At 36.8% G+C, this 26092-nt stretch carries 26 protein-coding genes and 1 pseudogene; 16 read left to right on the top strand and 11 right to left on the bottom strand.

Annotation, left to right across the window (positions count from 1 at the left end; genetic code table 11):
• Positions 1-6: 6 nt before the first annotated feature.
• The 9 genes from IGI58_RS07815 to IGI58_RS07775 all read right to left on the bottom strand — a co-directional run bounded on the left by IGI58_RS07815 (position 7) and on the right by IGI58_RS07775 (position 7602).
• The gene (locus IGI58_RS07815; protein ID WP_087641587.1) at positions 7-834 is read right to left on the bottom strand and encodes a helix-turn-helix domain-containing protein; all 828 of its coding nucleotides are present in this window, start codon (positions 832-834) and stop codon (positions 7-9) included.
• 860 nt (positions 835-1694) lie between these two features.
• Positions 1695-2588 (bottom strand): ParB/RepB/Spo0J family partition protein, encoded by an 894-nt coding sequence (locus IGI58_RS07810; RefSeq protein WP_087641588.1) that lies wholly within the window; start codon positions 2586-2588, stop codon positions 1695-1697.
• Positions 2581-3342 (bottom strand): ParA family protein, encoded by a 762-nt coding sequence (locus IGI58_RS07805; RefSeq protein WP_087641589.1) that lies wholly within the window; start codon positions 3340-3342, stop codon positions 2581-2583. Before IGI58_RS07805 ends, IGI58_RS07810 begins: the two co-directional genes overlap by 8 nt.
• 15 nt (positions 3343-3357) lie before the next feature.
• The gene (gene rsmG / locus IGI58_RS07800; RefSeq protein ID WP_429953894.1) at positions 3358-4074 is read right to left on the bottom strand and encodes a 16S rRNA (guanine(527)-N(7))-methyltransferase RsmG; all 717 of its coding nucleotides are present in this window, start codon (positions 4072-4074) and stop codon (positions 3358-3360) included.
• Between the two features lie 217 nt (positions 4075-4291).
• Positions 4292-5050 (bottom strand): class II aldolase/adducin family protein, encoded by a 759-nt coding sequence (locus tag IGI58_RS07795; protein ID WP_087641591.1) that lies wholly within the window; start codon positions 5048-5050, stop codon positions 4292-4294.
• A 6-nt stretch (positions 5051-5056) separates the two neighbouring features.
• Entirely contained in the window at positions 5057-5317 is a 261-nt protein-coding gene (locus tag IGI58_RS07790) for a hypothetical protein (protein WP_225535124.1), read from the bottom strand.
• Positions 5318-5342: 25 nt separating this feature from the next.
• Positions 5343-6695 carry a PTS galactitol transporter subunit IIC gene (locus IGI58_RS07785; protein ID WP_087641593.1) on the bottom strand — a complete coding sequence of 451 codons (1353 nt, stop codon included), beginning with the start codon at positions 6693-6695 and terminating at the stop codon, positions 5343-5345.
• 135 nt (positions 6696-6830) lie between these two features.
• Positions 6831-7133: a PTS sugar transporter subunit IIB gene (locus IGI58_RS07780; protein WP_225535122.1), complete on the bottom strand. Its 303-nt coding sequence runs from the start codon at positions 7131-7133 to the stop codon at positions 6831-6833.
• Positions 7126-7602 carry a PTS sugar transporter subunit IIA gene (locus IGI58_RS07775; RefSeq protein WP_429953895.1) on the bottom strand — a complete coding sequence of 159 codons (477 nt, stop codon included), beginning with the start codon at positions 7600-7602 and terminating at the stop codon, positions 7126-7128. The genes IGI58_RS07780 and IGI58_RS07775 overlap by 8 nt, the downstream gene beginning before the upstream one ends.
• 208 nt (positions 7603-7810) lie before the next feature.
• Here IGI58_RS07775 and IGI58_RS07770 point away from each other — a divergent pair, with 208 nt between their 5' ends.
• Both IGI58_RS07770 and IGI58_RS07765 read left to right on the top strand, forming a co-directional pair.
• The gene (locus IGI58_RS07770) at positions 7811-8569 is read left to right on the top strand and encodes a DeoR/GlpR family DNA-binding transcription regulator (RefSeq protein WP_429953896.1); all 759 of its coding nucleotides are present in this window, start codon (positions 7811-7813) and stop codon (positions 8567-8569) included.
• A 62-nt stretch (positions 8570-8631) separates the two neighbouring features.
• A complete protein-coding gene (locus IGI58_RS07765) occupies positions 8632-9579 on the top strand; it encodes a 1-phosphofructokinase family hexose kinase (RefSeq protein WP_429953897.1) in 948 nt (315 codons plus the stop codon).
• 59 nt (positions 9580-9638) lie between these two features.
• Here IGI58_RS07765 and IGI58_RS07760 read toward each other — a convergent pair.
• A pseudogene (locus IGI58_RS07760) lies at positions 9639-9761 on the bottom strand (DUF3788 family protein); the annotation flags it as partial.
• Between the two features lie 40 nt (positions 9762-9801).
• Positions 9802-10494, bottom strand: coding sequence for a GNAT family N-acetyltransferase (locus IGI58_RS07755; RefSeq protein ID WP_429953898.1), 693 nt, complete (start codon positions 10492-10494; stop codon positions 9802-9804).
• A gap of 257 nt (positions 10495-10751) precedes the next feature.
• Here IGI58_RS07755 and IGI58_RS07750 point away from each other — a divergent pair, with 257 nt between their 5' ends.
• The 14 genes from IGI58_RS07750 (at position 10752) to IGI58_RS07685 (ending at position 26017) form a co-directional block, all read left to right on the top strand.
• Positions 10752-11480, top strand: a complete 729-nt coding sequence (locus IGI58_RS07750) for a LytR/AlgR family response regulator transcription factor (protein ID WP_429953899.1) — start codon at positions 10752-10754, stop codon at positions 11478-11480.
• 221 nt (positions 11481-11701) lie between these two features.
• Positions 11702-12004 (top strand): WXG100 family type VII secretion target, encoded by a 303-nt coding sequence (locus tag IGI58_RS07745; protein ID WP_087641600.1) that lies wholly within the window; start codon positions 11702-11704, stop codon positions 12002-12004.
• A 70-nt stretch (positions 12005-12074) separates the two neighbouring features.
• Entirely contained in the window at positions 12075-15434 is a 3360-nt protein-coding gene (gene esaA, locus IGI58_RS07740) for a type VII secretion protein EsaA (RefSeq protein ID WP_429953900.1), read from the top strand.
• Positions 15431-15901, top strand: a complete 471-nt coding sequence (essA, locus tag IGI58_RS07735; RefSeq protein WP_087641602.1) for a type VII secretion protein EssA — start codon at positions 15431-15433, stop codon at positions 15899-15901. Before esaA ends, essA begins: the two co-directional genes overlap by 4 nt.
• Complete coding sequence (locus IGI58_RS07730; RefSeq protein ID WP_225535115.1) at positions 15891-16148, top strand: EsaB/YukD family protein; 258 nt, start codon at positions 15891-15893, stop codon at positions 16146-16148. The genes essA and IGI58_RS07730 overlap by 11 nt, the downstream gene beginning before the upstream one ends.
• A gap of 3 nt (positions 16149-16151) precedes the next feature.
• On the top strand, positions 16152-17375 hold the full coding sequence (gene essB, locus IGI58_RS07725; protein WP_429953901.1) for a type VII secretion protein EssB: 1224 nt from the start codon (positions 16152-16154) through the stop codon (positions 17373-17375).
• Positions 17376-21896 carry a type VII secretion protein EssC gene (gene essC / locus IGI58_RS07720; RefSeq protein WP_429953902.1) on the top strand — a complete coding sequence of 1507 codons (4521 nt, stop codon included), beginning with the start codon at positions 17376-17378 and terminating at the stop codon, positions 21894-21896.
• 21 nt (positions 21897-21917) lie between these two features.
• Positions 21918-22328 (top strand): hypothetical protein, encoded by a 411-nt coding sequence (locus tag IGI58_RS07715; RefSeq protein WP_087641606.1) that lies wholly within the window; start codon positions 21918-21920, stop codon positions 22326-22328.
• Positions 22329-22331: 3 nt separating this feature from the next.
• Positions 22332-22637, top strand: coding sequence for a hypothetical protein (locus tag IGI58_RS07710; protein ID WP_087641607.1), 306 nt, complete (start codon positions 22332-22334; stop codon positions 22635-22637).
• On the top strand, positions 22634-23344 hold the full coding sequence (locus IGI58_RS07705; protein ID WP_429953903.1) for a DUF5081 family protein: 711 nt from the start codon (positions 22634-22636) through the stop codon (positions 23342-23344). Before IGI58_RS07710 ends, IGI58_RS07705 begins: the two co-directional genes overlap by 4 nt.
• 13 nt (positions 23345-23357) lie before the next feature.
• A complete protein-coding gene (locus IGI58_RS07700; protein ID WP_087641609.1) occupies positions 23358-23654 on the top strand; it encodes a hypothetical protein in 297 nt (98 codons plus the stop codon).
• A gap of 19 nt (positions 23655-23673) precedes the next feature.
• Positions 23674-25158, top strand: a complete 1485-nt coding sequence (locus IGI58_RS07695) for a hypothetical protein (RefSeq protein WP_429953904.1) — start codon at positions 23674-23676, stop codon at positions 25156-25158.
• Between the two features lie 9 nt (positions 25159-25167).
• A complete protein-coding gene (locus IGI58_RS07690; protein ID WP_429953905.1) occupies positions 25168-25482 on the top strand; it encodes a hypothetical protein in 315 nt (104 codons plus the stop codon).
• A gap of 4 nt (positions 25483-25486) precedes the next feature.
• Positions 25487-26017 (top strand): hypothetical protein, encoded by a 531-nt coding sequence (locus IGI58_RS07685; RefSeq protein ID WP_429953906.1) that lies wholly within the window; start codon positions 25487-25489, stop codon positions 26015-26017.
• Positions 26018-26092 lie beyond the last annotated feature (75 nt).

Below are 26092 nucleotides of genomic sequence, written 5' to 3'. Positions count from 1 at the left end.
TATTTCTTACAATGCGCCTGTCAGTAATTCTTTTATTTTTTCGTCATGCTGGTCATTCAAAAGTGTAAAATCTTGATTTAGGTAATAACCAATTCCTTTTTTATTTAAAATGAATGGTTCAAAAATAGAGGTTTTTTCCATTATTTTTTGTTTGATACGGTTGATCAAATTACTTAATAACGCTTGTTTATTTTTTTGCTTCGCATTTGTCCAAATCGCTTCGCATAATGCCTGACTTGAAAAGACTCGTTGATCAGATTTGATAAAGTGTTCTAAAACTTGATGCTCCTTTTTAGTTAATGGAATCAGCCAGTTATCAATGATCAATGTCCGGTCTTTAAGCTGGAATGTATGTGTCTTTTTCATTTTCGCTACAGCTGAAAATGATGATGAATGCTGCGACATACTCTCATTACCTGAAAAAACATCTATCGTTCTTTCTTGATTGGTTTGCCCTGCACGCACTGCTGTTTCTTCAAAAATTTCTGCCAACTTACTAGCTAAATCCGTAACGGAGATCGGATAACGAACAAAAGTTACCTCCGCATTATCAGCATATTTGGATTCATTCGCCTGTTCCGATTCAAAAGTCAAAACAACGATCGGCTTATTAAGCAGTACTAAGTTATCCAAAAATGATTCTTTTAATCCACTATACATAGATTGCTGATAAATAATCAGATCGAAATTTTGTAAAAAATAAAACTCTTTATCTTTTGGCCGAGTCAATATATCTTTTGAAACCATAATTTCATAATCCATATTCAACAAACTATTTTGTAATAATCCGTTAGCACTAAGTGTGTCGGTCAATATAATAATTTTTTTCCTCATAATAGAAAGTCCCCCTCATAATTTTGTATATAGTAAAATACCAACCATTCATGTTAAAAAAATTCCTTAGAGAAAATTCAACCAACCTTGCTGGCAAGCCTATACATAGATCACTATAAACTGCAAAAATTGAATTATAGGAATTTCCTATTCTTATATAAAATAAGAAAAAAGGAGTATTATTACTTGGAATGCAGCACTTTTAAAAAACTGATGACGGCTAGATGACGGTCAATTTAAATATAGTAATAAGTTTAATATTTAAAAAAAGAGCATTTTAATAAAATAAATCCATGTTGATGATTGAAAATAAAAAAAGTGCTTCATACACTTTTCCAATCATTTTTGACTTTAATAACTTAACTCTATTTATTTGACGGTTTATTTGACGGCGAATAAAAATAAGGGATTTTAATATTAATTACTGTTTATTTGAAAATAACGATCCCTTACTATAAGCTGTCTTGTCTTATACTATTCTAGGATTACTAGTCTCCACTTAAATAGCACAATCATTATGATTAAAACATATAATCTATCGATGAATATCATTTAATTAAATATATTGTTATTTTTTTATTCCTCATTGACACGCCTAAATTAGTTATTGTATACTTGAAACGTAAGCAATTAATACAGTATCTATTTATAAGAACTACAATATAGTTTAATTTAAACAATTATAAATTTTTCTTATTTTATATAAGAACAAGAAAAAATTTGTTATTTATAAATAAACTGGATTTTATATCGATTATTTATAAATTGATATATACATAATACTTTTTCAAGAAATATATTATAAAAGAGAGTGACATAAAACTAAGTAGTTTTATGTCACTCTCTTATTTATTGATACTTTATTCTTCATCAAAATGAATTTCTAAGATATCTAAAATTCTTGCTAAATCTGATTGTGAAAGATACTCGATTTCGATTTTTCCTTTGCCTTCTTTTTCTTGAATAGCAACCGTCGTACCGAATTTATCCATCAAGCGATCTTCACTTTCACGAATGTAGTATGGTTTTTCTTTTTGGAGTTTTTTATCTTTTTTGATTATTTTTTTGCCTTGGTTTTCATTTAAATCATTGACGATTTGTTCTAATTGACGAACCGTTAGATTTTCTTCGACCACTCTTTTAGCTAAAGTCATTATCTGATCTTTATCTTTCAATCCCAATAATGTTCTTGCTTGTCCCATTGAGAGAGTTTCACTTTGCACCAGTTCTTTCACTGGTGCAGGCAACGTTAATAAACGTAGGTAGTTTGCAATATAGGGACGGCTCTTCCCTAAACGCTCCGCTACTTCGACTTGTGTCAATTTTAAATTTTTCATCAACATATCGTAAGCTTCTGCTTCTTCTAATGGGTTTAAATCTTCACGCTGTAGGTTCTCTAAAACAGCAACTTGCATCATTGCTTCTTCATCAAACTCACGAACGATTGCAGGAATCGTTTCTTTTTCTGCTAATTTTGATGCACGAAAACGTCTTTCACCTGCAATGATCTCATACCCTTTAACTGCTGATTTTCTGACGATGATCGGCTGAAAAACCCCAGATTGTTGGATCGAATTTGCCAACTCTTGTAAGGAAGCTTCGTCAAATGTTTTTCTTGGCTGGTAGGGATTTGGCCGTAATTCGTTTAGCGGGATCTCAATGACTTCTTCTTTTTGTACATCGACATCTTCTAAGCTGGCGAAATCTTGAAACAATGCATCAATACCTCTTCCTAAACCTTTTCCTTTACTCATTATCCAACACTTCCTTTGCTAGTGCTTGGTACACTTCGGCACCACGTGAACGAGGGTCATAATCAATAATCGACAGGCCATGACTTGGTGCTTCTGATAAACGGACATTACGAGGAATGATCGTATCGTAAACTTTTTCACGGAAATACTTACGGACTTCTTCAACGACTTCTGCACCAAGATTTGTTCTAGCATCATACATCGTCAATAATACGCCTTCTATACGCAAATCAGGATTAAAATGTTTTTGAACCAAGCGAATTGTATTCAATAGTTGGCTCAATCCCTCTAACGCATAATACTCACACTGGACAGGAATCAAAATCGAATCGCTCGCTGTGAAAGCGTTGATCGTCAGGTGACCTAATGAAGGCGGGCAATCGATCAAAATAAAATCATAATGATCACTGACCTCTGCAATCGCTGCTTTTAATCTCGTTTCCCGAGCCATCATTGACGTCAGCTCGATTTCTGCTCCTGCAAGCTGGATCGTCGCTGGAACGATGTCTAGATTCTCTCTAGACGTTTGCTGGATCACGTCTTTGATCGGTTCTTCGTTTACTAATACATCATAAACGTCTGTGGCAACATCTGGTTTACGTACACCAATCCCACTCGTTGCATTTCCCTGAGCATCGATATCGATCAGTAAGACTTTTTTTCCATAATAGGCCAAACTAGCACCCAGATTCACAGTGGTCGTCGTCTTACCAACTCCGCCTTTTTGATTCGCTACAGAAATTATTCGTGCCATTTGTGTCCCTCCATCTTATTTGATCGGTTGTTTATTTGGTAATCCTGATTTTCTCGGATATTTTTTAGGTGTTTCTTTTTTCTTTTGAATGACTACGATATGACGTTCATCATTTGTGACTGGTAATTCAAAGGATACTTCTTCTTGAAACTTGCCGCCTAAAATAGCGATCGCAGGTTTTGCCTCGGTGATCTCTTCTTCACTTTTTGCTGCTTTCAATGCTAAGAAAAAACCCTCTTTTTTTACTAATGGCAAGCATAATTCACTTAAGACATTCAATCGAGCGACCGCACGTGCCGTCACATAATCGAATGCGCCGCGAAACTCTGCTTTTTGTCCAAATGATTCCGCGCGATCATGATATAACGAAACCTCTTCCAACCCAAGTTCGTTGACTAATTCTGTTAAAAAAGTGATTCGTTTATTCAACGAATCTACGATCGTTACCTTCAATGAAGGAAAAACGATCTTTAGCGGAATACTAGGGAAACCAGCACCTGCACCAACATCACAGATTGTCTTGTTCGTTGAAAAATCTTCAAAAAATGCCAACGAAACAGAATCATAAAAATGCTTTAAATACACTTCTTGTTTATCAGTGATCGCAGTCAGATTCATCTTTTCATTCCACTCGACAAGCAACTCGAAATAACGGGCAAATTGCGCCATCTGCTGCTCTGACAGCTGGATTTCTTTCTTGCTCAATAATTGTTTAAATTCTTCAGGTGTCATAAGATTCCTTCCTTGTGTGAAACAGAAAATGTTTCACAATTGTCTTTTCTTACTTTAACGCAAATAGGGATTTCTTGCAATGTTTTTAGCAAGTTTTATAAGAGTTCTAATAAAATTGTTCTTTCTATTATATGTAGGAAATTTTCACTTACTTTCAGTCAAACAAAAACAGCTAGGTCAAAACTCAAAAGAGTCATAACCCAGCTGCTTTACTCAATCAATCGCCGCCGGCGGTTGCTTTGATAATTGTATTATAGATCGGTTCTCCATTTATTAAATCATCGATCGTACCAATTTTGACACCTTTAGAATAGTAACCATCCAAAATGCCTAATTTTTGAAAGATCGTCTGTTTATAAGCAATTTCTGCATTCCATTCTACTGTATCTAAAACGGCTAAAGCTGAATGGATCGCTTCGATTCCAGTGTCTCCACCTGTAGTGATCAACACTCCATGACTGTCCAATAAAAATTCATGCGGCAATTGTTTTCTAGGCATCGTCTTAATATGATTGCTGACGATTTCCGCCAATTCTTCAGAACAGTTTGGTTCAAATTCTAAAACTTCAATGTATTCAACCTTTTGAGTCGCTTCTGTCAGGTTCGGCATATCTAACCCACTCGTTGCCCAAAACATGCTATTTGGCGCATGTGCATGAAGAACTGCTTTAATATCAGGATTAGCGTCATATACCGCTTCATGCATATTGATTTCCCGTGTCAATCCGCCTTCACCAGCAATCACTTTTCTTGTATGTGGTTCGACTACTAAAATTTGTGAAGCTGAAAGATGTCCTAAGTAAGCTTGTGACATCATAGTTGGCGTCATGATGATATATTCTTTCCCTGTTTTGTCAGTGGTTTTAAACGAAAAATTTCCTCCAGCAACATTGGTATTTTTACGTTCAAAAATCAGTTGAACGATTTTTGCCATATCTTCTCTTTCACGCTCAAATAAAATTCTTCCATCTGCCATAATCGATTACAGCTCCCTTTTCTTTTTTAATAGTTTTCCAGTGCGGATCGTTTCTTTCGCCGCATCTTGTATGAGTTTATATTCTTCATATTTTTGCTTTTTTCGTTCATCATATTCTTTAAAAAGAACAGCATTGCCATCTTTATAGATAAAAAATGAAAGTAGGATGACTAAAAAGTAGATAGGAATAATATTTGTAGCCATCGCAATGATAAAAAGTAGTATATCTACAAACAACAGCGTGAACCATTTTCCTTTTTCATTCATTATTCTCTACCCTCTCTAAGCATTCTTATTTTGTCTCTTCATAGCGTGCACTCGGCACAGGTTCTTTCGACATGTATTTATACAGCCAAACAAACATTGCGATAAAAATGATAAAGCCAACGATTGCGACAATATTCAAATTCGCCGCTTCTGCGAATAAAATTCTAAATTCAGGCCCTTCGATCGATGACCACGTAATGCTGCCGCCTTTTAAATCGACTGCTCCAGTTTTTTTCGCTAAACCAGTCAATACAGGTGCTAAATAAGTGGCGCCATATAAATAAAGTGGTGTATAGATCAGACCTAATGTGATCATTCGATACAAATTACCGCCCGTCAAAAGCAAACCACCTACAGCAATCGAGTAGTTGATGATCCCTGCTAAAGGCAATACTTGATTGCCAGGTAAAATCATGGCATAACCAATGAATACAGGAACTAAGATGATAGCTGTCACCCAAATCTCTGAACGTCCAGCTAATACCGGCCAGTCTAAACCAATATACACTTCACGATCTTTAAACCGTTTCTTCATCATTTCAGACATCGCATCTGCTAATGGTGATAAAGACTGCATGAACATTTTACTGATCATTGGGAATAACGCCATAGCTGTAGCGATCTGGATTCCTAAATTCAATGAACCTGACAGTCCGTACGCAGCACCAAATCCAAGTAATACCCCGATGATAAAGCCCATCACGCTATTTTCAGAAAAAATCCCGATTTTAGCTTTTAGTGCCGTTGTGTCTGCTTTTTTATTGAAGAATGGGATCTTATCCATCACAATATTCACTGGCAGCATCAACACTGCGGAAATATTCATTAAGTGCGTTACCGTAACTAATGGGATCCCTGTTAAATCTTGAATGTGACGTTGGAACATATCGCCCATTTTCAGCTCTAAAACAACTTGAATAATTGCTGCTGCAAACCCAGCAATCAACGAACCACTGATAAAATAGACTAGATATGCAGTCAATGCTTTCCCCCAAACATTCCACATATCGACGTTCAATGTTTTCGTCCAGTTCAATAAAAGCATGATGAAGTTGACACCTAACACTACAGCGAAAAAGACAAACGCATAAGACCAAGACCATGTGATACTCGCCGCACCTGTCCAACCTAAATCAAGTGCTGGCAAGTTGATTCCTGTATTTTTGGCCATCGCTTCTGACGCTGGACTTACCGCATCCGACATAAAGCCGATGACCATGCTCATCCCTGTGAACGCCACACCTAATGTAATAGCTGACATAAATGCTTTTTTCAACGGCATCCGAGCAATCAGTCCGATGATCAAAATAATCAATGGGACAAAAATCGCTGATCCAAGATTCAATATATAATCAATCACAGATTGAAAAATTTCCATCTCCTCTACCTACCTATCTTTTTATTTTTTTGGTATGATTACTACATAGTTTTATTTTAGATGGAGAGATGAAGCGTAACTTTTTTTCTCCCTATCTATATGCGTTCAGGTTGTGACGAACCTGAACGCGTTTTTTTATTTCCTCGTGTCGTTGACAATTCCTTCATAGATTTCATCTACGCCCATTCCTGTTAAAAACGGTACGCCTGCATATACAGAAATTCCTAGTTTTTCCGCTGCTTGAAGCACTTCATCATCTGGCTTTGCAATGTAAACATAAATACTTGCACTTGGTAATTCCTGTAAGATCGATTTATAATCTACTGCTTCCACAGGATAATCGATATTATCAGCTTCCAGTTTGCTTTTGATTTTCTCTGCAACCGTCGTACTTGTTGCTACTCCACTACCGCATGCTACAATCAATTTTCTAGCCATTTTTTACTTCCTCCCATTGTTTCATAAATAAATTGAATACATCGTTTTCCTTCGTTGCTTGCTTTAATTCAGAGACAAATTCATAATTTTGAAATAAGAGCATCAATTCCTGCAGTAAGCCAACCTGTTTTGTAGGTTCTTTGATTCCTAAGAAAAATAAATCTCTCACCTCCATTTCCTGATTATCCCCCATTTGTTTGACCTTGATCGGCTTTGTTGTTCTAACAATATATATGAAAGGCCTTTCAATATATTCTGTGTCCGAGTGCGGCAATGCGATATTAAGGTGTTCAGTGATCAGACCTGTCGGAAACCCTTTTTCCCGAGTCTTAATACCTGATAAATACCCTCCATTCACATAGCCTTTCTGTTGTAAACGTTCTGCAATGATTTCAAACAACTCGTCTTCATCCCGTACTGTTAATTGTAAATCGATCAAGTCTTGTTGAAACATCATCTTCGTTTCCATAACTTTCCTCCTTCTCATGATTAACAAAAATATTTTTACTTTGTAAACTTTTTATGTTCAACTTTGTAAAATTATGTTAAACTTTGTTTATACAAAAAGAATACAACTTGTATAAAGGTTTGTCAACGCTTTCTTTTGATTGTTTTTTGTTCATTTTACGTTTAAAATGTAATAGATAAACATTTCCGAACAAAAAGGAGCATATATTATGTTAAAAAGAGAGCGCCATGCGCATATTTTAGAATTACTGGAAGAAAACACCTTTATGACTGTTTCTGATATTGCTGAAAAACTCGCTGTGTCAGAAATGACGATACGCAGAGATATCAATGAGTTAAGCGACTCTAATCAGTTGGTTCGTCTATACGGCGGTGCACAAAAAATCGATCGCAAAGACAAAGAACTGGCAACTCATGAGAAAATCAATCTACATATCGAACAAAAAGAGTATATCGGTAAAATCATGAATTCTTTGATCCAAGATCATCAGGTCGTTTTTCTAGGTGCAGGGACAACTATCTTATATGCGTTGCCATTCATCAAAAAACAACATTTAATGATCGTTACGAATAGTCTGTTGGCATTCAATTATGTCATCGAGCATACAGATTATCGAATTCTTTTAACAGGGGGAGATTTTACACCGATCACAGAGGAATTTATCGGAGAACATGCAGAACAAACATTTGATACGCTCAATATCGATATCGCTTTTGCTGCAACGAATGGCATCTACAACAATAATGTAACAACATCGAATTACTTAGAAGGCGGCGTCCAGCGGGCAGCATTCAAAAATGCGAAGAAAAAAGTCGTCGTTGCCGATAGTACAAAATTCAATGTCAGCGATGTGTATACATTTTATAAGCTTTCTGACCTTGACTATGTGATCACTGACGACCAAATCGATGAACAAACATTTAATTTCTATCAATCTTATGGCAAATTGTTGAACAAAAAAAGGTAGCTCGGGTTTGTGTTCTTCTTTCAAAAGCCCAGCTGACCTGGAAGTTGAAGGGAGAACAACAAATGATTTTAACAGTGACACTCAATCCATCACTTGACTCAATTTATTTCACAGATACGTTTATTTTAGGAGAGATGAACCGTTGCGGTAATCCTGTCAAAGTAGTTGGGGGAAAGGGCATCAATGCCGGCAGGACAGCAGCCATTTTAGGGGCAGAGGTGACCGCTGTAGGTGTTTTAGCAGGAATCAATGGTGAATTCATCCGCTCTTGTCTTGAGCAAGAACCGTTTTTCGCTACACATTTTTTCCCGATCGCAGGGGAGTCACGTAATGCCGTTACAATAATGGATCAAGAAAACAATCAAACAGAAATCGTGGAACTAGGACCAGAAATCTCAGAGGAAACAAGTCAACGGGTTTTGGACTTAGTGATCACATTTATAAAAAAACAAAAAAAAGAACCGATCATCGCTTTTTGCGGATCAGCCAATACTAAAAATGAACATCTTTATGAACATTATTTACAACAACTTAGTGCTGATACAAAAATTTTGGCAGATATTTCAGGACAGCAGCTGCAAAATGTACTTGAGGGTTCCGCTAAGCCTTACTTTATCAAGCCAAACATTCATGAATTTGGTGATTTATTAGGTGTTACCTTACAAAATAAGCAAGACGTTTTTTCTTACCTTGATCATTCTCTATTAAAAAGCGTTCCATTTATCCTTGTTTCTTGTGGTCGTGAAGGGGCTGTAGCAAAATTTCACGAGCGGCTTTTTGACATCCAAATACCAAAAATCGAGACGATCAATCCTACAGGCTCTGGTGATGCTACAGTCGGTGGTATTGCGTTCGCTTTAGATCAAGGCTTATCTATTGAAGAAACATTAAAATACGGTATGGCTTGCGGTATGAGCAATGCATTAGAGCAAGCTGTAGGTTATGTCACCAAAGAAAATGTCGCGCGGCTTAAAAAAAAGATCATTTTACATGAAATCCAGCGTAACTAGACTACGAAATGGGACTGGGCCATAACTCTACGAGCTACGACCCAGTCCTTTTTAAAACAAATAAACGGTGGAAGCAGAAGTAACTCCTTCGGAAATAAGCTGAAATTCACAAAAATTTGAAGAACAATTTTCGTGAATTTCCTCTTATTTCTCGGAGTTGAACACTTCTGTCCCATCCTCATTTTTGAGATCAAACATTTTCACCCGATCTTCATTATTGTTTCAACACATCCATAAACTTTTTTTCTGCTTTCCGTCTTGAGTAAAATTCTCTGGGTCAAGCCAAGATTCCAGCCTTCTTTTAACTTCAGGCCATTCACTATCAATGATGGAAAACCAAGCCGTATCTCTATTTCTTCCTTTATAAATCAATGCTTGACGAAAAACACCTTCAAACACAAAGCCCAATCGTAAAGCCGATTTTTTAGATGGCTCATTCAGTGCATCACATTTCCATTCATAGCGTCGATAACCTAACTCGCCTATTGCGTAACTTGCAGCAAGATATTGCGCTTCTGTTGCAATACGCGTCTTTTTTAATCGATCTGAATAAATCACAAAACCAACCTCGATTGTCCCTTGTTCTGGATTGGTCCGCATCAACGCTAGTGTACCAAGCGCTTTTTGAGTCATTTTGTCAATGACTGCATAGTGCAACGGATCCTTAGATCGACTGACAGTCTCTAAATATGCAGAAAAATCAGCTGGATCTTCAAATTTGTCTAACGGCAAATACGTCCAATTTTCAGTAGCACTTTTAGGCCCATACACTTCATATAGATCTTCAAAATGTTTTTCTGGAATAATACGCTCCAAATAGCAGTATCTCCCCTCAAGCGTTTTCTTTATCGGCATTTCTCTAGTCACCCAGCCATTCACTGGGTTTCCAATAGGTTGATCATAGTGATTTTTCATTCAAATTCCTCCTTTGTTCTATTCTCTGGAAAAAAGTAACTCACATTTTCCTATTAAATCCCTAATTTTTCCTATTTTTTGCAAAAACTGCTCATAATCTTCCAAAACTAGATTATTATGTTTCAAGATTTATGATATGATAAATATAAGTGGTACCATTGGCTCGAAACTTATTTTCAAATGTAAAAAAAGATAAATAATTGGTGAATAAAACAAAGACAGTTTAAAAAAAGCTAAACTAAAGAGGTGAGGCCCTTTTGAAAATTGCATTGTGTGATGATGATCCTATCGAAATCGGAAAAGTAGAGACCTATTTAAACCAAAATCGACTCCTAAATTATGAGTTTGATTTTTTCAGCAGCGGAACTAAGCTACTGAAACATCTCGACAGCATGGATGTAAAATACAGCATTTACTTTATTACGATCGAGATGGCAGAGATGAGCGGTATCGAACTTGCTCAGCAAATACGGCAGCTAGATTTACACGCTCTTATAATTTTTATTTCAAATGATACCATACATATGCCTGAAGTATTCAAAGTTCAAACATTTGACTACTTACTTAAACCGATCTGCAAAGACCAGTTAGCAATAACGATGGATCGCGCAAAGGACTATCTAAATAAACAAAACACCTACTTTGATTTTTCATTCGGCAGAAAAACGATTTTTCTAACATTAAATGAAATCATATATATATCTAAAAGCGGTCGTATCGCTTATATCCACACAGCCAACAAGGTTTATAAAACATATCTAACCATGTCAGAAATTTCAGAAAAACTCAACGCCGATACATTTGTCCGGACCCATGGCAGCTATGTCATCAATTTAAACTATATCGTTGAAATCGTAAAAAATGAAGCCTTTATCAAACATTATAAAGATGGTGTTCTACAAAACACAAAGCTTTCTGTGCCCATCAGTAGAAAATTTAAAGATGAGTTAAAAATAAAGTACTCACACTTTTCCAGAATTCCATGACCTCCTCTCTAATTTATTACTTACAGTTACGACTAAAATTCAATTATATAGATATAAAGACCCAAAAGCTCTGATAAAAAAACTTTATCAGAGCTATTTATTACATCAAAATTACCTTTTATTACATTTGGCTTTTTTCTAATTTTATTTATGATAAAATTGTCAAAGATAGGTGTCTTTAACAAAGATACTTACGAGTAAATAAATTGGAGGAATGAAAAATGGCAGGCGATAGAATTAAATTATCCCCACAAGAACTAAGAACTTCTGCAACAAAATATACAGACGGTTCTAACCAAGTAAATGACATTTTACAAAAATTACAATCAGAACAAGATACAATCCAAGGAAACTGGGAAGGTTCAGGTTTTGACAGCTTCAATGATCAATTTACTGCATTAAAACCAAAAGTAAGTGAATTCGCTGAGTTGTTGGAACAAATCAACAAGCAATTGAACGAAGTGGCTCAAATCATGGAAGAAACAGACCAAAATATCTCTTCAGCTATCGGAAGAGGTTTATAAGAAACACATACTGAGGAATAGGGAGGGCACTTGCTCCTCGCTGTTCCTCTTTTATTTAGGAGAATGAGAGATGAACAGTAAAAAACTTTATTACATTTTGAAATCTGTTTGGATGGTTGTCATACTGCTGATTATGCTGATTTTTATGAATCGCGATTTTACCGATATTTCTGCAAAAAAAGACGAAGAAGAAGATACACGCTTAAACATTGCACTCGTAAATGAAGATGCTGGTGTCAATCGAAATAACATAGACTACAATCTGGGAGCAGATTATGTTAAAAAAATCGAAAAAGATGTTACTTATAACTGGTTTACTGTTAGCCGAGGAATCGCAGAAAATGGTCTAAAAAACGGCACTTATAATCTACTCGTAACGATTCCAAGCAATTTTTCAAGTAAATTATTGGAACTAGACAGTCCATCACCAGAAAAAGTACAAGTCAACTATAAGATCAATGCAAATGGCAATGCCACACTAGAAAATGAATCAAGAAGTGTTGGGAGAAAAATCGTGAACGACTTGAATCAGCAACTAGTGGATCTTTACGTGGTCAGTATTTTAGATAACTTATTTACCGCACAGCAGAACATCGAAAAAGTATATAAAAATCAAACAGATTCTGTCAATGATTTTCAAAATATTTTATATCAGCCAACGTTGAATTTTAAAGATTACTTACCTGCGATCACTTCGCAATCACAAAGTGCCTTACAAGCAAACGATTTGCTGACAACAGCATTGATCGATGCTATGAAAAATCCTGAAACACTTCTTGATGGTCATCAAGAATTTTCAACCTTGCTAGAACAATTAATGAAACAGCGTGCAGAAGGAAAGCTGACATATGAAGATTTTGTTTCGATCTTAACAAGTATGGATGATAATCTTTTAAGCTCTGAAACAAATGCGATGTACAGCATGCTTGAAAGTCTGAATCAATCCCTACAGGAGGATTTTGTTGCATCAGATAACGGCAACGGACGCTATATCCAGCAAATGAATGAGCTTAATGAACAGCTTTTAGCCTCTAAAGAAAATGTAGAAAAACAGATCACAGAATTGGAAGGCATCGAAGATAAATACTTCGATACTTATAGTGAAGAGTTCTTTAAACAATTTAGAATATATGATCCTACCGAAGCATCTAAAGTAACCTTTGGACAAGTATTATCCAAAATGGATTATGATAGCTCACAGCTTTCAAATGTTGCCAACTTTAATGCAACATACTTGAAAAAAATGCAAGACCGTCTCGATAGTTTACCTTTTAAACAGGATACACGGGATATCAATGAATTTAACCAAGTTTTCCTATACGGCTACTTGCCATATACCGACGGACCTGCAATCGAAGATATTCGATCAAGTATCTACGGTAATTATGGAATGCTGGAAAATATAGACAAGATCAATCAAAAAATTCAAACAATAAATAATCAATATCCAGATAATCCTGCAATTGCAGAATTAGAATGGAAAGTCGATAGTGAAACGATCAGTAACAGCCGATATCATCAAGATTTAAAATCAACGTATGAACGTTTGGTTAAAGCAAGAGAAGACGCCTTAATTAAAGAACAACGATTTGTGATCAATACTGAAAATTACAGAACGGACGGCAGTATTACTTTTGGTGAGATTCCATCGACGATCACCCTTATTAACAACAATAATAACCAAGTGATTAGTTCAGGAACTGTCTTACCTACCACAGGTACGCCAATGCGCTTCACCTATACATTTACATCTGACTTTGACGAAACTGCTGGCGCTCCAGTGATCCCGATCACAGTCAAAAAAGTCATCCCTGCAGATCCAGTTGTAAAAACAGAAACTACTCGTTCACTACCTTCTGTGGATGTAATCACTGGTCCTGCTGAAGGCTTAACGACCGAAGAAACAACAACAGAAGAAAGCTCTACGGAAGAAACAACACAGTCTACCGAAAAAGAAACTGGGGAAATGACAGAACAAGAGTCAGCTCCTCAAATTGAAACCTACACCGCCCGTGCTGCAGCTGGAGAATATACAGTAACTTGGGAGCAACCAATTGATTTATCTGCATTTTTAACGGAAAGATATCAATATGCAAATAGAAAATATTCCGAACAGTTAGGTAAAACAATTGAATTGTATGATACTGTCAACGCTGAATTACGAGAATTCGATAAATACCCATTTGATATCTTCAACAACTTACTTGATCTAAATATGACCGATATGTTTAAACAAGTATTGAATGGGACTTTTGCTACTGGACACTACAAAGATCAGCACGAAAAACTGAATTCTTTGAAACTGCAGGCTGCAGACATCGATCGACAATCAGAGAAAATCGGTGAGAAGCTGCAAGATATCCAAGCAAGCACAATGTCGTTGAATGAAAATGTCCAATCACAAATCAGTAATATCGAAGGATTAAGAAAAACAATGTCAGAAGCAAATGAAGGACAAACAAAAGTGGCGTCTGACAACATGGAAACAGATACAGAGATTTCAGCTGTTGAGTCAATGCTATCTTCTGTTAAATCACAAGCAGAATTGGTTAAAGCAGCTTCTGAAATGAACGTCAAAGAAGCCGAAGGCGTAAAATCTGTCTTTACATCATTCGATCAGGAAGTCAACAACGCTCAGAAAAATGGAGAAGAGCTGTCTTCAAATGCAGATGTGATCATGGCGAATTTGAATGAAGAGCTGGCAAACAACAATGATTTTGTTTCGGCCTTTATCAAGGTCTTGAGCAATGCGCAAAAAGACGGTGTTCCAAACAATACGTTGCTGCAGTTTATCGCAAACCCAGTCAACGGAAAAGCAGAAGCAACGATCAAAACCACTGAAGTAAATGAACCATTCACTTGGATCTTGATCATGTATACCTTGAGTCTATTTATTGCTTATCTATTTGCGACACAGCCTGTAATCAGAAAGGTCAAAGACAAATTCAAGCGGGAACAGCTATGGTTCAAAGATAACATTATGGAAACCATTGTTCTTAGTGCAAGTGCAGTTGGCATTGGCGTTGTGTTAGGAATCTTAAGTGTCAGTGAATTAGGCATCGTGAAAGAATCTCAAATCGTTTGGGTCATGATGGTCGTCTTATTCATGCTGATTTTCTCACTGCTCAACCATTATGCATTAAAACAATTCCATATCGCTGGTTTTGCCTTCAGCTTATTCTTATTCATTAGTTACGTATTCGTGACGAATGCGATCGGAAAAACGAAAGGCAATAATCCAATGGTCGATATGATTCGTTCTATCAACCCACTATCGATCGGAGAAAACAACTTAGCAGATATCTTAGCGAATAATGCACTGAATGTTGTACAGATCATTTTATATCTATTAGCAATTGCAGCTCTTGCGGCATTCAATATTTTTATTTGGAAACCAAGAAGGAAACTAAAGGAAGTGGCGAAAAAATGAAGAAATTGACGATCTTACTTTTACTTGTAATCGGCCTCTTTTCATTTACTAGCACCTCTTACGCAAAAGAAACCTTACTAGATAATAACTTAGATTTAAAAACTGATCGCTTGAATCAAGATCAGATCGACAACGGGAAAGCGCAAAGCTTTATCGCTGAAGATCGACTTTTTGACAGCGAAATGATCGACAAAGTAGCAAATGCAAAAAAAGTCGAGGAAAAACAACGACAGGAAGATGAAGCACAATTCTTCTTGACCAAAGTACCGAAAACCAAAGAATACGATCACACCCAGCTATTTGCAGGTAATGATGTCGATTATGCAGCGGCGAAAAAAGAAGAAACTGTTGAGGCAGTTTCTTCCGGCGCTAAGCTGCTTCCTTTGGTTTTAGGCTTATTATTAGTCACTGTCGTGACATTAGTGTTGTATCACAGTAGAAAAAGAGGTCAGCAAAATGGCAGATAATCAAGAACATATCAATATCACCCTTTTATACCAACAAGACAAAGACAAAACAGTAGATCTACGTATTCCGAACAATATCACAGTCTACCGTTTTATCCGTGAATTGAACCAAATATTCAACAAAGACAAAGACATTAAAAAATACCAGATCAAAGTCTTGAATAAAGGACTTTTACTAGATGAAGAAAAGAAGTTAAAAGATTATCCGATTACAAACGGAGACATAATTGAAGTGTTGGGAGAGTAAATGATGGAAACGATGAAAGACTTAGAACTAATTATCGAAAAGCAAACATACACATTCAAGAAAACAGCAGAAAACTGGACACTTACCTTAAGAAAGTCTGAAGTTCAGGTCAATGAAGAAAAAGACTTAGCCTTATTGAAAGTCTCACATCCCCTATTGATGGACACTGCAATCCAATGGGAAGAAGATGCTGTTACCTTTACTTATGAACTGCCAAAAGAACATTTGACCTTCGCTGAACTGAAAGCCGCAACCAAAGAAGAAAAACTGCGTGCAATGGCGAACATGGCAGCGATCGAGCAATTATTAGATTTACCTCTGACGTTCTTTATCCACCCAGAGAATATTTTATTCGATTACAACCTTTTACCTAAAGTCGCTTACCGTGGCTTAGCTGGAAAAATGCCGCCGAAAGTTACTGATCATGCCCTACTATTGAGACAATACAAAAGCTTGATCATCGCCCTGTTTGAAAAAAATCAGGACTTCTCAAAGCTTTACGAAGGACAATTAGAAATCAAAAAAGGCTCTGAGTTTATCCAAACGATCATCAAAAAAGAAAGCTTCGAAGAAATCAGACAATACCTAGTGGAAAATTATGATCACACCGTAGAACGGATGAAAAAGACGACTAAAAAAGTCAGCAAAGCGAAATTCCAAGTCATGAAACAATTATCGATCTGGATGACTGTTTTAGCGGTTGTTTTAGTGATCCCTTTAGCTTACCTGCTCTTTTTCCGTCTTCCTTTCTTAGATCGCATGCAAAACACAGATACAGCTTTCTTGAAAAATGACTATGAAGCAGTGATCACAACATTAGATCCAGTGAAAACAGCCAGCATCCCTTTTACGCAAAAATATGAATTAGCATACAGCTTCGTGCAAGGAGAAGCTTTACAAGAACAACAGAAAAAAGTGATCTTAAACAATGTAACCTTGCGTTCAGATGAAACCTATTTAGATTACTGGATCGAAAACGGCCGCGGAAATCTTGACGAAGCCTTAGATGTAGCGAAAAACTTAGAAGATTCTGATTTGATCCTTTACGGTATCACGCAAAAAATCGAGCAAGTGAGAAAAGACACGAAAATGTCCGGAACAGAAAAAGAAGAAACGATCAGTAAACTGGAAGACGACTACAAAAAATACAAAGAAAAACGTGATGAAAGTGTGAACGCTGCAGAAGCTGAACAAACACAAGGATCAACGGCGCAGGAGGGCAACTAGATGCAAAAGATACAAGCCATCCTCTACCTTCACGGCTATCGTTACCAATTGATCTTGGACGACGAAAAAGCCCAAACGATCGGTCCAGATAACCAAGCCGCTTTACACGTACCCGTATTGTCAGAAACAGATACGTTAACGATTGAAAAGCAAGATGATTGGGTGTTGACGACTCAAGGTCAGGAACACGTTTTGCCGTTGAATACACCTGTGACCTTCTCATTATCAGACGAACAGCCAGTCACTGTGATTTTGACACCAGTGACGAAATTACACATTTTTGACTTACTGGATAAAAAAGAATTGATCCTAAGCACAGATAGAGGTGCAACGTTAGAATTAGCAAATGATCATCTGACGCATCCCTTATCTGCTATCTTGAAAAAGCAGGAGGATCAGTGGCTCTTGACTGTTTTATCCGGCGAATTAATGATCAACAATCGATTATTTACTGAAACAGAGTATTTACTAGAAAAAGGCGATGAAATTTCTTTCCTTCATCATACGCTGAAATTCTTTACGCATGAGATCCATGCCACAGAAGGCACGATCATCAAATCTGATCTATGCGAAATCTACACATCACGTTACGATGTTTACGAGGACTATCCTGATTTCCACCGTTCGCCGCGGATCATTTATCGTGAGCCGGAAGAAAAAATCATGATCAATGCACCAAGTGATCCCAAAGATGCACCAAAGGATCAACTGATCAAAACGATTTTACCGCCAGTTGTGATGCTGATCGTAACAGTGGCAATGGCTTTCTTCCGTCCCAACGGATTATTCGTCTTAGCCAGTGCAGCAACAACCTTGATTACGATCATCTTTTCGATCACTAACTATTTCAAGAGCCGCAAAGAACACAAACAAAGCCTGATCGATCGTGAAATCAGCTATAAAAAATATTTGATCGACAAGTCTGTCGAGCTGCACCAGATCAATCAAGAGCAAAAACAAGGACAACTGTATCATTATCCAAGTGTTTCTGAACTATTGGATATGACAAAAACCTACAGCCCACGTATCTATGAAAAAACACCGCTGCACTTTGATTTTCTTTTCTACCGTTTAGGCTTAGGAAATGTTCAATCATCCAGCGATATTTCGTATTCAAACAAAGAACGCGGAAAAGAAACAGATGATCTAGAAAAAAGTGGCTACGAGTTATACACGAAAAGCTTAGAGCTAACCGATATGCCCGTTTTAGCCAATTTAACGCATGGCCCTGTCGGCTATATTGGACCAAGAAGCTTAGTGTTAGAGCAATTACATTTATTAGTCAACCAACTATCTGTGTTTCATAGTTACCATGATCTACAGTTTATCTCGATCTTCCCCGAAGCGGAAAAAGCGCAATGGGAATGGATGCGCTGGATGCCGCATGCCAAAATGCAGGACGTGAATGTCCGCGGGTTTGTGTATAACCAACGTAGTCGGGATCAAGTGTTGAATAGTTTAAATCAAATCTTGAAAAACCGTAAAAACTCGATGGAAGAAAACCGCAATAGTCGGGACAGTACTATCTTCTCTCCTCACTATGTGGTCATGATCACCGATGAAAAATTGATTTTAGATCATGTCATCATGGAATTCTTCAATGAAGATCCAAGCGAACTTGGCTGTAGCGTGATTTTTGTGGAAGATGTGATGAGCAGCTTATCCGATAATATCAAAACGGTCATCGATATCCGTGACCGTAATACCGGAGTCCTGTTACTGGAAGAAGGTCAGTTGAAAAATACACACTTCCAGCTAGATCACTTCCCTGCTGATTTTGATAAGGAACAATTGCCTAGATTATTGGCGCCATTGAATCACTTACAAAATCTAAAATCAAGTATTCCAGAAGCTGTGACATTCCTAGAAATGTACGGCATCGAAACCTTTGATGAATTTAACGTGACCCAACGTTGGGCAGAACACTCTCCGCATAAAACCTTGGCAGTGCCGCTTGGTTTACGTGGAAAAGACGATATCGTTTATCTGAACCTCCATGAAAAAGCTCACGGTCCCCATGGTCTTGTTGCTGGTACCACTGGTTCTGGTAAATCAGAGATCGTGCAGAGCTATATCTTGAGTTTAGCGGTGAACTTCCACCCATATGATGTCGCGTTCCTACTGATCGACTACAAAGGTGGAGGAATGGCGAACCTATTCCGGAATCTGCCGCACTTACTGGGCAGTATCACCAACTTGGACGGCGCTCAAAGTATGCGTGCCTTGATTTCCATCAATGCCGAGCTAAAACGCCGTCAGCGCCTTTTCTCAGAGAATAATGTCAACCATATCAATCAGTACCAAAAATTATACAAAAACGGCGATGTAGACGAACCAATGCCTCACCTCTTCCTGATTTCGGATGAGTTCGCCGAGTTAAAAGCAGAACAACCGGAATTTATGAAAGAGCTTGTCTCCACTGCCCGTATCGGACGTTCCCTAGGGATCCACTTGATCTTGGCAACGCAAAAACCAAGCGGTGTCGTGAATGACCAAATCTGGAGTAACTCGAAATTCAAGCTTGCCTTGAAAGTGGCGGATCGTGCCGACAGTATGGAAATGCTGAAAACACCCGATGCCGCAGAGATCACTCAAGCTGGTCGTGCGTATCTACAAGTCGGAAACAATGAGATTTATGAATTGTTCCAAAGTGCATGGAGTGGGGCGGATTATCAACCGGACAAAGATGAACAACAAATCGAAGATCACACGATTTACCTTGTAAATGATCTCGGTCAGTATGAAATTTTAAGTGAAGATTTAAGTGGGTTAGAAAATGCGGATGACGTGAAACAGATTCCAACCGAATTAGATGCGATCATTGATGGGATCCACGAAGTAGCGGAACGTGAGAATATCACACCTCTTCCTCGTCCTTGGTTACCGCCATTGGAAGAGCGGATCATTGCGACTGCTTTGCATCCTATAAACTTTAAAGAAGAATGGCAGACAGAGAAACAGCCGCTTGAACCTGTTTTGGGTGTGGTGGATGTGCCGAGTATGCAGGCGCAGGAAACCTTACGCTTGAATATGACGCAAGAAGGTCATATGACGGTCTTTAGTAGTCCTGGATATGGAAAGAGTACGTTTATGCAGACGGTGGTCATGGACTTGGCGCGTGTGCATAATCCAGAACGTTTGAATGTTTATCTATTGGATTTTGGAACGAATGGACTGTTACCTCTTAAGAAATTGCCGCATGTAGCCGATACGATGAGTATTGATGAAGAAGAGAAAATCGAGAAATTTGCTCGTCGGATCAATGATGAATTGAAACGTCGGAAGAAATTGTTGAGTGAGTATTCTGTCGCTAGTTTGGAAATGTATGAACGTGCGAGTGGGAAGGAAGAGCCGATCATTCTTATCTTGTTGGATGGATTTGAAGGCATGAAGGGTGCGAAGTTTGAGGAAATTCTTGAAAAAGTCATTACTCAGGTTGCCCGTGAGGGTGCTGGGATTGGGCTTCACCTACTTCTTTCTGCCGGTCGTCAAAATTCTATGCGCATGACCCTTTCAAGTAATATCAAGACACAAATCGTGTTGAAGATGATCGATGATTCTGAGCCTAGAGCCATCGTTGGACGGACGACATTAACGATCGATGACTTGCCTGGACGTGGGTTGATCAAGTTGGAAGAACCGGAGTTGTTCCAGACTGCCTTGCCAGCTGAAGGAGAAGATACACTTCAAATTATTGAAGCGATCCAAGAAGAAGTGGCGCAGATGGATCAACATTGGACTGGGGCAAGACCAGAACCGATTCCGATGGTACCGGAAGTCTTGTATTTTGAAGAGTTTAGACAAAGAAAACAAGTTCAAGAATTACTAGAACACAAACAAATTCCACTCGGTTTAGAATTTGAAGCTGTTGAACCTGTTGCAAAATCTATCCCTAGCTTGAATCAATTAGCTGTTTTTGCACCTAAACCAGAACGTTTACTTTATTGTTTAACAAGTATTCAAAACTTTATTGTTGATTCTGGTCATTATCAATACGCTATTTTTGATGACCAAGAAGAAAACTTTGCTAATTATCGTGGCGGAGCAACTCATTATAGCTCAAATCATTCAGAGTATCCTGAAATCTTCCAAAAACTTATTGAACTTATGGAGGATCGAGAAGACGATTTTGAAGATATGAAAGAAGATGGTGAAGTTGCCAATATGAAGGAATATTTAACAAAAATCACCCCATTCATTTTAGTAATGCCAAATATTCCTTATGTGCTAACAGATATGCCTAGAGAAATGGAAGTAGCATTTGTAAAACTATTACAAGATGGACCTAAAATGGGAATTTATCTTCTATTCGGTTCATTATTTAATGGAATTTCAGGATATGATGATGCTAGTAAATTACTAAAAACAATTAATAAAGGAATTGTTCTAGGAAAAGTGGCTGATCAAAACTTATTAAAAGCATCTAACTTAGGTTATCGCGAACCACAACTTGATGATACAGAAGGATACTTTGTAGAAAATGATTTCGCTGAAAAAATAAAAGTATCATTGGGAAGATAAAGAAACGAAAGGAGTAACTGTATGTATTGGTTTGTAACAAGAGAAAGTGAAAGAAAAGCTAATCAATATGAACATTTATGTGACAAGCTAGAAAAGAGAATCCGCGACCATGATAAGCATATGAAAAATGCCAAAGAGATTTTCTCTGCTTACAAAGGAACTGTCTCAAACTTTTCTAACTCTAAGATCCCCTCTAATCACTTTGATCCTAAGAGAGAAGAACTAACTGAAAAATTAAGTAAGTATATTAGTCAGGAAGAGGCAAAAAGTGTTAGTCTCACAACTGCAAAAAATCAAGCAGAAACACGAAAAAATTATTATATCAATAAAGTAAATCAAGAAATAGAACAAGAACGTATAGCTAGAGAAGCAAAAATACGGGAAGCAAAAGAAAAGGCTGAAAAGGCTAAGAAAGAAAGGGAGCGTGCTTAATCAATGGGATTATCAAAATTAGATATCACTGAAAGCGAAGTAAATACTGCTATAAGCTCTGCTACGACCTTAACCCGTTTACTGGGAGATTCTAATGCCAAAGCAAAAAGCTTATTAAGTAAAGTTCAAGGTTCTAATTGGGATGGTGAAGCAAAAGATTCTTTTGTAGCTTACCTAAGTATTGTCCAAAAATATCACTCTGACATGCACAAAGCGAGTAAAAAACAAACTGAAGCTTTGAAAAAAATTCCAACAGGGATTTCTGGCTATGAGAGTCATGCAGAAGTATCGAAGGTGAAAAGCTTATGATGACAGAAGTAAAAGGAACAAGAAATGATGTATTTCACTTATATGAATTATACTTGATGGCTGAAGCTACAGGAAATGATACTATCTTTGGATTACCAGACAAAAGTGTCTATGCAATCACTGACCCACATTATTTAGATGCAGCCAAAGAAGCTATACAAGAAAAAGGGATTTTAAACGAAGAAGGCCACATTTCTGATGGTGGCTTCTTCGTTATAAAAGCTATACAAGAATATGCAGCTTCTAGAAAATATGTGCAAATAAACAACTTAATGATTGCCTTTAGCGAAAGTGAACCGGATGAGCTCATTGTACTTACAGAAATTGAAAATCAATCGTATTACCAAATAAAAGTAATGGACAAAATTCTTGTTTTAAAAGACTTATTCGATTCAGTAGCAATCGTCCAACGTGAGCCATTAGCCGATGAAAAAGAATTTACATTGAAAAAATTAAGAAATCGGGAAAGAAGATCCATTCTAGAAGAAGAAATTGAAGAAAATGTTCTTTCTCTTGCGGTTTTTGACACTGAAACAGTTCAAACAGATACTGAATTTGCACAATGGCTCTACTTCATGGAAGAAGATAAGCTTTGCACAGTGAACGTTGAAGAAGAAGCCTATTATCGAGTAAGTCAATACTGGTTAATGAAGGAACTTTTTGATAGTTTAGAAATTCCTTATCCGCAAGAAACTGAAGAAAAATAAAAGAGGGATTGTTATGGCAGAAAAAATAGATATAGATATTAGTGAAATTGAAGATTTTGGCACAGATTTAATGGACATTCTTCAAACTATTGAGGAAGCCTGTAAAGAAGCACAAAAAATAGGAAATCTAAATTTTTATAAAGAAGGACAAGCCAAAAATGCGGTAAGCAAATTAAAAGATATTCCTCAAAAATATGCTTCTGTAGCTGAACATTATGGCCGCCTGTTACAAATAACAGCCTTGACTTGGCAACAAATGAGCGAAGCAGATAAAAACATTTCTAATGGGATACAAGCCGCTCAAAAATAAGTAAAAAAGAGGTGAAATGATGGCAGATGTAAAGTATACTCAAAGTAGTTGGGAAAAAATGGGGCGTGATTTAGGAAATTTAATTGGTTCAGGTTGGGGCAAAGGTGTCCATGAAGAACTAAAAGATGTTTCTAAAAATTTAGAAAAAGCAGAAGATAATATCTCAACTTATGATGAAGATGGTATTATCAGTTTTAGTCACACTGATCGTAGCAGTCAATATCAGGAAATTGGTGAAAAACTAAAAGTCTTAAAAGACTTCACAGGCAAAGTCAATAATATCTTAGCGAGTGAAATCGATGATCCCTTTTATGAAAAAATGGATGCCTATGTGGTGGCTGTAAGAGATTTAGACATCACAGAGTACTCTGTCTCTAATACATTAGGAATCAAAGAAACCAGAACTGCCTACGCAATGGGCACTAACATGACGTACGAAGTCAAAAAGGATAAAATAAACCTTGAAGACATTTTAAATGGCGATAATCCCGTCGGTAAAGCAATGGTAGATGAGTGGGAAAACTATTTAAAAAACAATCCTGGTGCAAAAGACCTATCTTACGCGGACTACCAAAAAGCCGCTCTTTACTCTGGGGCATTTGAGTATGAATCAATATCCGACAAGCAACATAAAAAAGAATTTTGGTTCAATATGGCCGCTTTGGCAACAACTGTAATCGTTGGATTCGTTTTTCCACCAGCAGGTATGGTTTTAGGCGCTGCATTTGGTGGCTATGAAGTGCTTAACGGGATAGTTGGAAAAGATCTTTTAAGTGGGCGTAAACTTGGCACGGGAGAACGTGTATTTCGAATTGGTACTGGGGCTCTAGGTGTGTTTGGTGGCGTGAGAGGTCTACGCTCATTTAGTAATAACATCAACATGGTAACTGGTTCATCATCTTCGAAAATGGAACATGTTGTTAAGATGATGCAGAATAGTGGTAGAAGTAATTATAAGAGTATCACTAGCCAAGCTAAAAATTCGTTAACAAGTTTATCCAAACAATTAGATTCAATAAAAGATCCTAGAAAAAAAGCAGAGTTTTTGTTAGAACAATCAAATAAATTAGATGTCTCAACTGGAAAAAATAAATCAATTTTTTATGCAGGGAGAACCCAATACTATAACAATGTTACTGGTGAATTAGAAACAGTTACAGCTAGGCAAATGGCGGAAAATTATGCAGATCAACTACTAAAAAATAAAGGAGTAACCAAATTAACTTTGGAAAGAACTCCTGGAGGTAAATGGATGGATGATTTGAAATTATTTGACAAACTTGCTGATGGAACTAATGTATATCAACAATATGGTTTAACTGAAGCAGAAGCAAGTCAGATTTGGTCTAATCTTTCTTCTAGATATGCAGATGGAGCAAGCGGTGCAGTGACTGCTTTTACAAAAAATGTACCTGATACTATTAAACCAAAAACTATTTTTTGGTCGACAGAACTTCCTCAACTTAGAAGTAATCCAAATGTATCTCATATAAATATAAGGTGATGATAGATAATGAGCAAAGAAAACTTTAAAATAATGAGAAAATCTAGTGAAAATAAAAATTTAATCTATGAAGATCCATCTTGCATTGTTTACTGTAATGTTGCAGATTTTAGAGATGAAGTTTGTTGGACTACTATACTATCTGTCCAAGATAAAAAGAATACTCAACAACTAAAATTGACTGCAAAACAAAAATTAGAAGTTTACAGAAGAATTAATTACTCAATGTTGAAAGACCTAAATAAACATATATATGTTACTGAATCAGGTATCATAGAAGAAAAACCTCAATCCTTAGAAATACCCTTACTAGATTGGAAGTGAAAAAATGATAAAAATGATAATCGATGATGTACAACTATCTGTAAAAATGGGTTGGTCATTTATCAGTATATCGAACGAAACAAAAAAACTAGTATTGCCTATAGAACAGCGAGTTGATAAGCCTGATATTATAAATATCCCATCTGAACATAATTTTGATAACATTCCAATAACAAAAATAAAAGAAACTTTAGCTCAAATAGATTGGAACAGAGATATTACATTCGTTCCAAGTTCCATAAAGTTGGAATTAGTAAGCCTCTCTGAAAATGAATATGAGGAAGGTTCACTTGAATCCACCTCTGGTGGCCAAGAATTTTTAAATTTGGACTTGTTTGATCCAGATAGTGATATAGAAAAAGATGTTGCTAAAGAACTATGGCTTAATTTGGAAACAAGATTTGCTGAAGCAGCGACAGGTTTGGTATCAATTTATGCTAATTCCTTTGATGAAGATAGTGTTTTTAACAAAATTACTATTCCAACTTTATTAAAAAATGAAAATGTAACTTTAAATTTCATCGATAGTAAATAATCGAATAAAAACGATATCAGTTTTATTGACTGGTATCGTTTTTACATATAGATTACTATTCTAAAAGGGGAACGT

Origin of the sequence: Enterococcus sp. AZ020 (genome assembly GCF_050499205.1) — a bacterium.
Taxonomy (GTDB): domain Bacteria; phylum Bacillota; class Bacilli; order Lactobacillales; family Enterococcaceae; genus Enterococcus_L; species Enterococcus_L dunnyi.
Note: the sequence above shows the minus strand (reverse complement) of the source record. Positions and strands in the feature narration are given on the sequence as shown.

What these genes read in the sequence shown, in the direction of transcription:
- IGI58_RS07815 (WP_087641587.1), bottom strand. Translation starts at nt 834, where the DNA reads ATGAGGAAAAAAATTATTATATTGACCGACACACTTAGTGCTAACGGA.
- IGI58_RS07810 (WP_087641588.1), bottom strand. Translation starts at nt 2,588, where the DNA reads ATGAGTAAAGGAAAAGGTTTAGGAAGAGGTATTGATGCATTGTTTCAA.
- IGI58_RS07805 (WP_087641589.1), bottom strand. Translation starts at nt 3,342, where the DNA reads ATGGCACGAATAATTTCTGTAGCGAATCAAAAAGGCGGAGTTGGTAAG.
- rsmG (WP_429953894.1), bottom strand. Translation starts at nt 4,074, where the DNA reads ATGACACCTGAAGAATTTAAACAATTATTGAGCAAGAAAGAAATCCAG.
- IGI58_RS07795 (WP_087641591.1), bottom strand. Translation starts at nt 5,050, where the DNA reads ATGGCAGATGGAAGAATTTTATTTGAGCGTGAAAGAGAAGATATGGCA.
- IGI58_RS07790 (WP_225535124.1), bottom strand. Translation starts at nt 5,317, where the DNA reads ATGAATGAAAAAGGAAAATGGTTCACGCTGTTGTTTGTAGATATACTA.
- IGI58_RS07785 (WP_087641593.1), bottom strand. Translation starts at nt 6,695, where the DNA reads ATGGAAATTTTTCAATCTGTGATTGATTATATATTGAATCTTGGATCA.
- IGI58_RS07780 (WP_225535122.1), bottom strand. Translation starts at nt 7,133, where the DNA reads ATGGCTAGAAAATTGATTGTAGCATGCGGTAGTGGAGTAGCAACAAGT.
- IGI58_RS07775 (WP_429953895.1), bottom strand. Translation starts at nt 7,602, where the DNA reads ATGGAAACGAAGATGATGTTTCAACAAGACTTGATCGATTTACAATTA.
- IGI58_RS07770 (WP_429953896.1), top strand. Translation starts at nt 7,811, where the DNA reads ATGTTAAAAAGAGAGCGCCATGCGCATATTTTAGAATTACTGGAAGAA.
- IGI58_RS07765 (WP_429953897.1), top strand. Translation starts at nt 8,632, where the DNA reads ATGATTTTAACAGTGACACTCAATCCATCACTTGACTCAATTTATTTC.
- IGI58_RS07755 (WP_429953898.1), bottom strand. Translation starts at nt 10,494, where the DNA reads ATGAAAAATCACTATGATCAACCTATTGGAAACCCAGTGAATGGCTGG.
- IGI58_RS07745 (WP_087641600.1), top strand. Translation starts at nt 11,702, where the DNA reads ATGGCAGGCGATAGAATTAAATTATCCCCACAAGAACTAAGAACTTCT.
- esaA (WP_429953900.1), top strand. Translation starts at nt 12,075, where the DNA reads ATGAACAGTAAAAAACTTTATTACATTTTGAAATCTGTTTGGATGGTT.
- essA (WP_087641602.1), top strand. Translation starts at nt 15,431, where the DNA reads ATGAAGAAATTGACGATCTTACTTTTACTTGTAATCGGCCTCTTTTCA.
- IGI58_RS07730 (WP_225535115.1), top strand. Translation starts at nt 15,891, where the DNA reads ATGGCAGATAATCAAGAACATATCAATATCACCCTTTTATACCAACAA.
- essB (WP_429953901.1), top strand. Translation starts at nt 16,152, where the DNA reads ATGGAAACGATGAAAGACTTAGAACTAATTATCGAAAAGCAAACATAC.
- essC (WP_429953902.1), top strand. Translation starts at nt 17,376, where the DNA reads ATGCAAAAGATACAAGCCATCCTCTACCTTCACGGCTATCGTTACCAA.
- IGI58_RS07715 (WP_087641606.1), top strand. Translation starts at nt 21,918, where the DNA reads ATGTATTGGTTTGTAACAAGAGAAAGTGAAAGAAAAGCTAATCAATAT.
- IGI58_RS07710 (WP_087641607.1), top strand. Translation starts at nt 22,332, where the DNA reads ATGGGATTATCAAAATTAGATATCACTGAAAGCGAAGTAAATACTGCT.
- IGI58_RS07705 (WP_429953903.1), top strand. Translation starts at nt 22,634, where the DNA reads ATGATGACAGAAGTAAAAGGAACAAGAAATGATGTATTTCACTTATAT.
- IGI58_RS07700 (WP_087641609.1), top strand. Translation starts at nt 23,358, where the DNA reads ATGGCAGAAAAAATAGATATAGATATTAGTGAAATTGAAGATTTTGGC.
- IGI58_RS07695 (WP_429953904.1), top strand. Translation starts at nt 23,674, where the DNA reads ATGGCAGATGTAAAGTATACTCAAAGTAGTTGGGAAAAAATGGGGCGT.
- IGI58_RS07690 (WP_429953905.1), top strand. Translation starts at nt 25,168, where the DNA reads ATGAGCAAAGAAAACTTTAAAATAATGAGAAAATCTAGTGAAAATAAA.
- IGI58_RS07685 (WP_429953906.1), top strand. Translation starts at nt 25,487, where the DNA reads ATGATAAAAATGATAATCGATGATGTACAACTATCTGTAAAAATGGGT.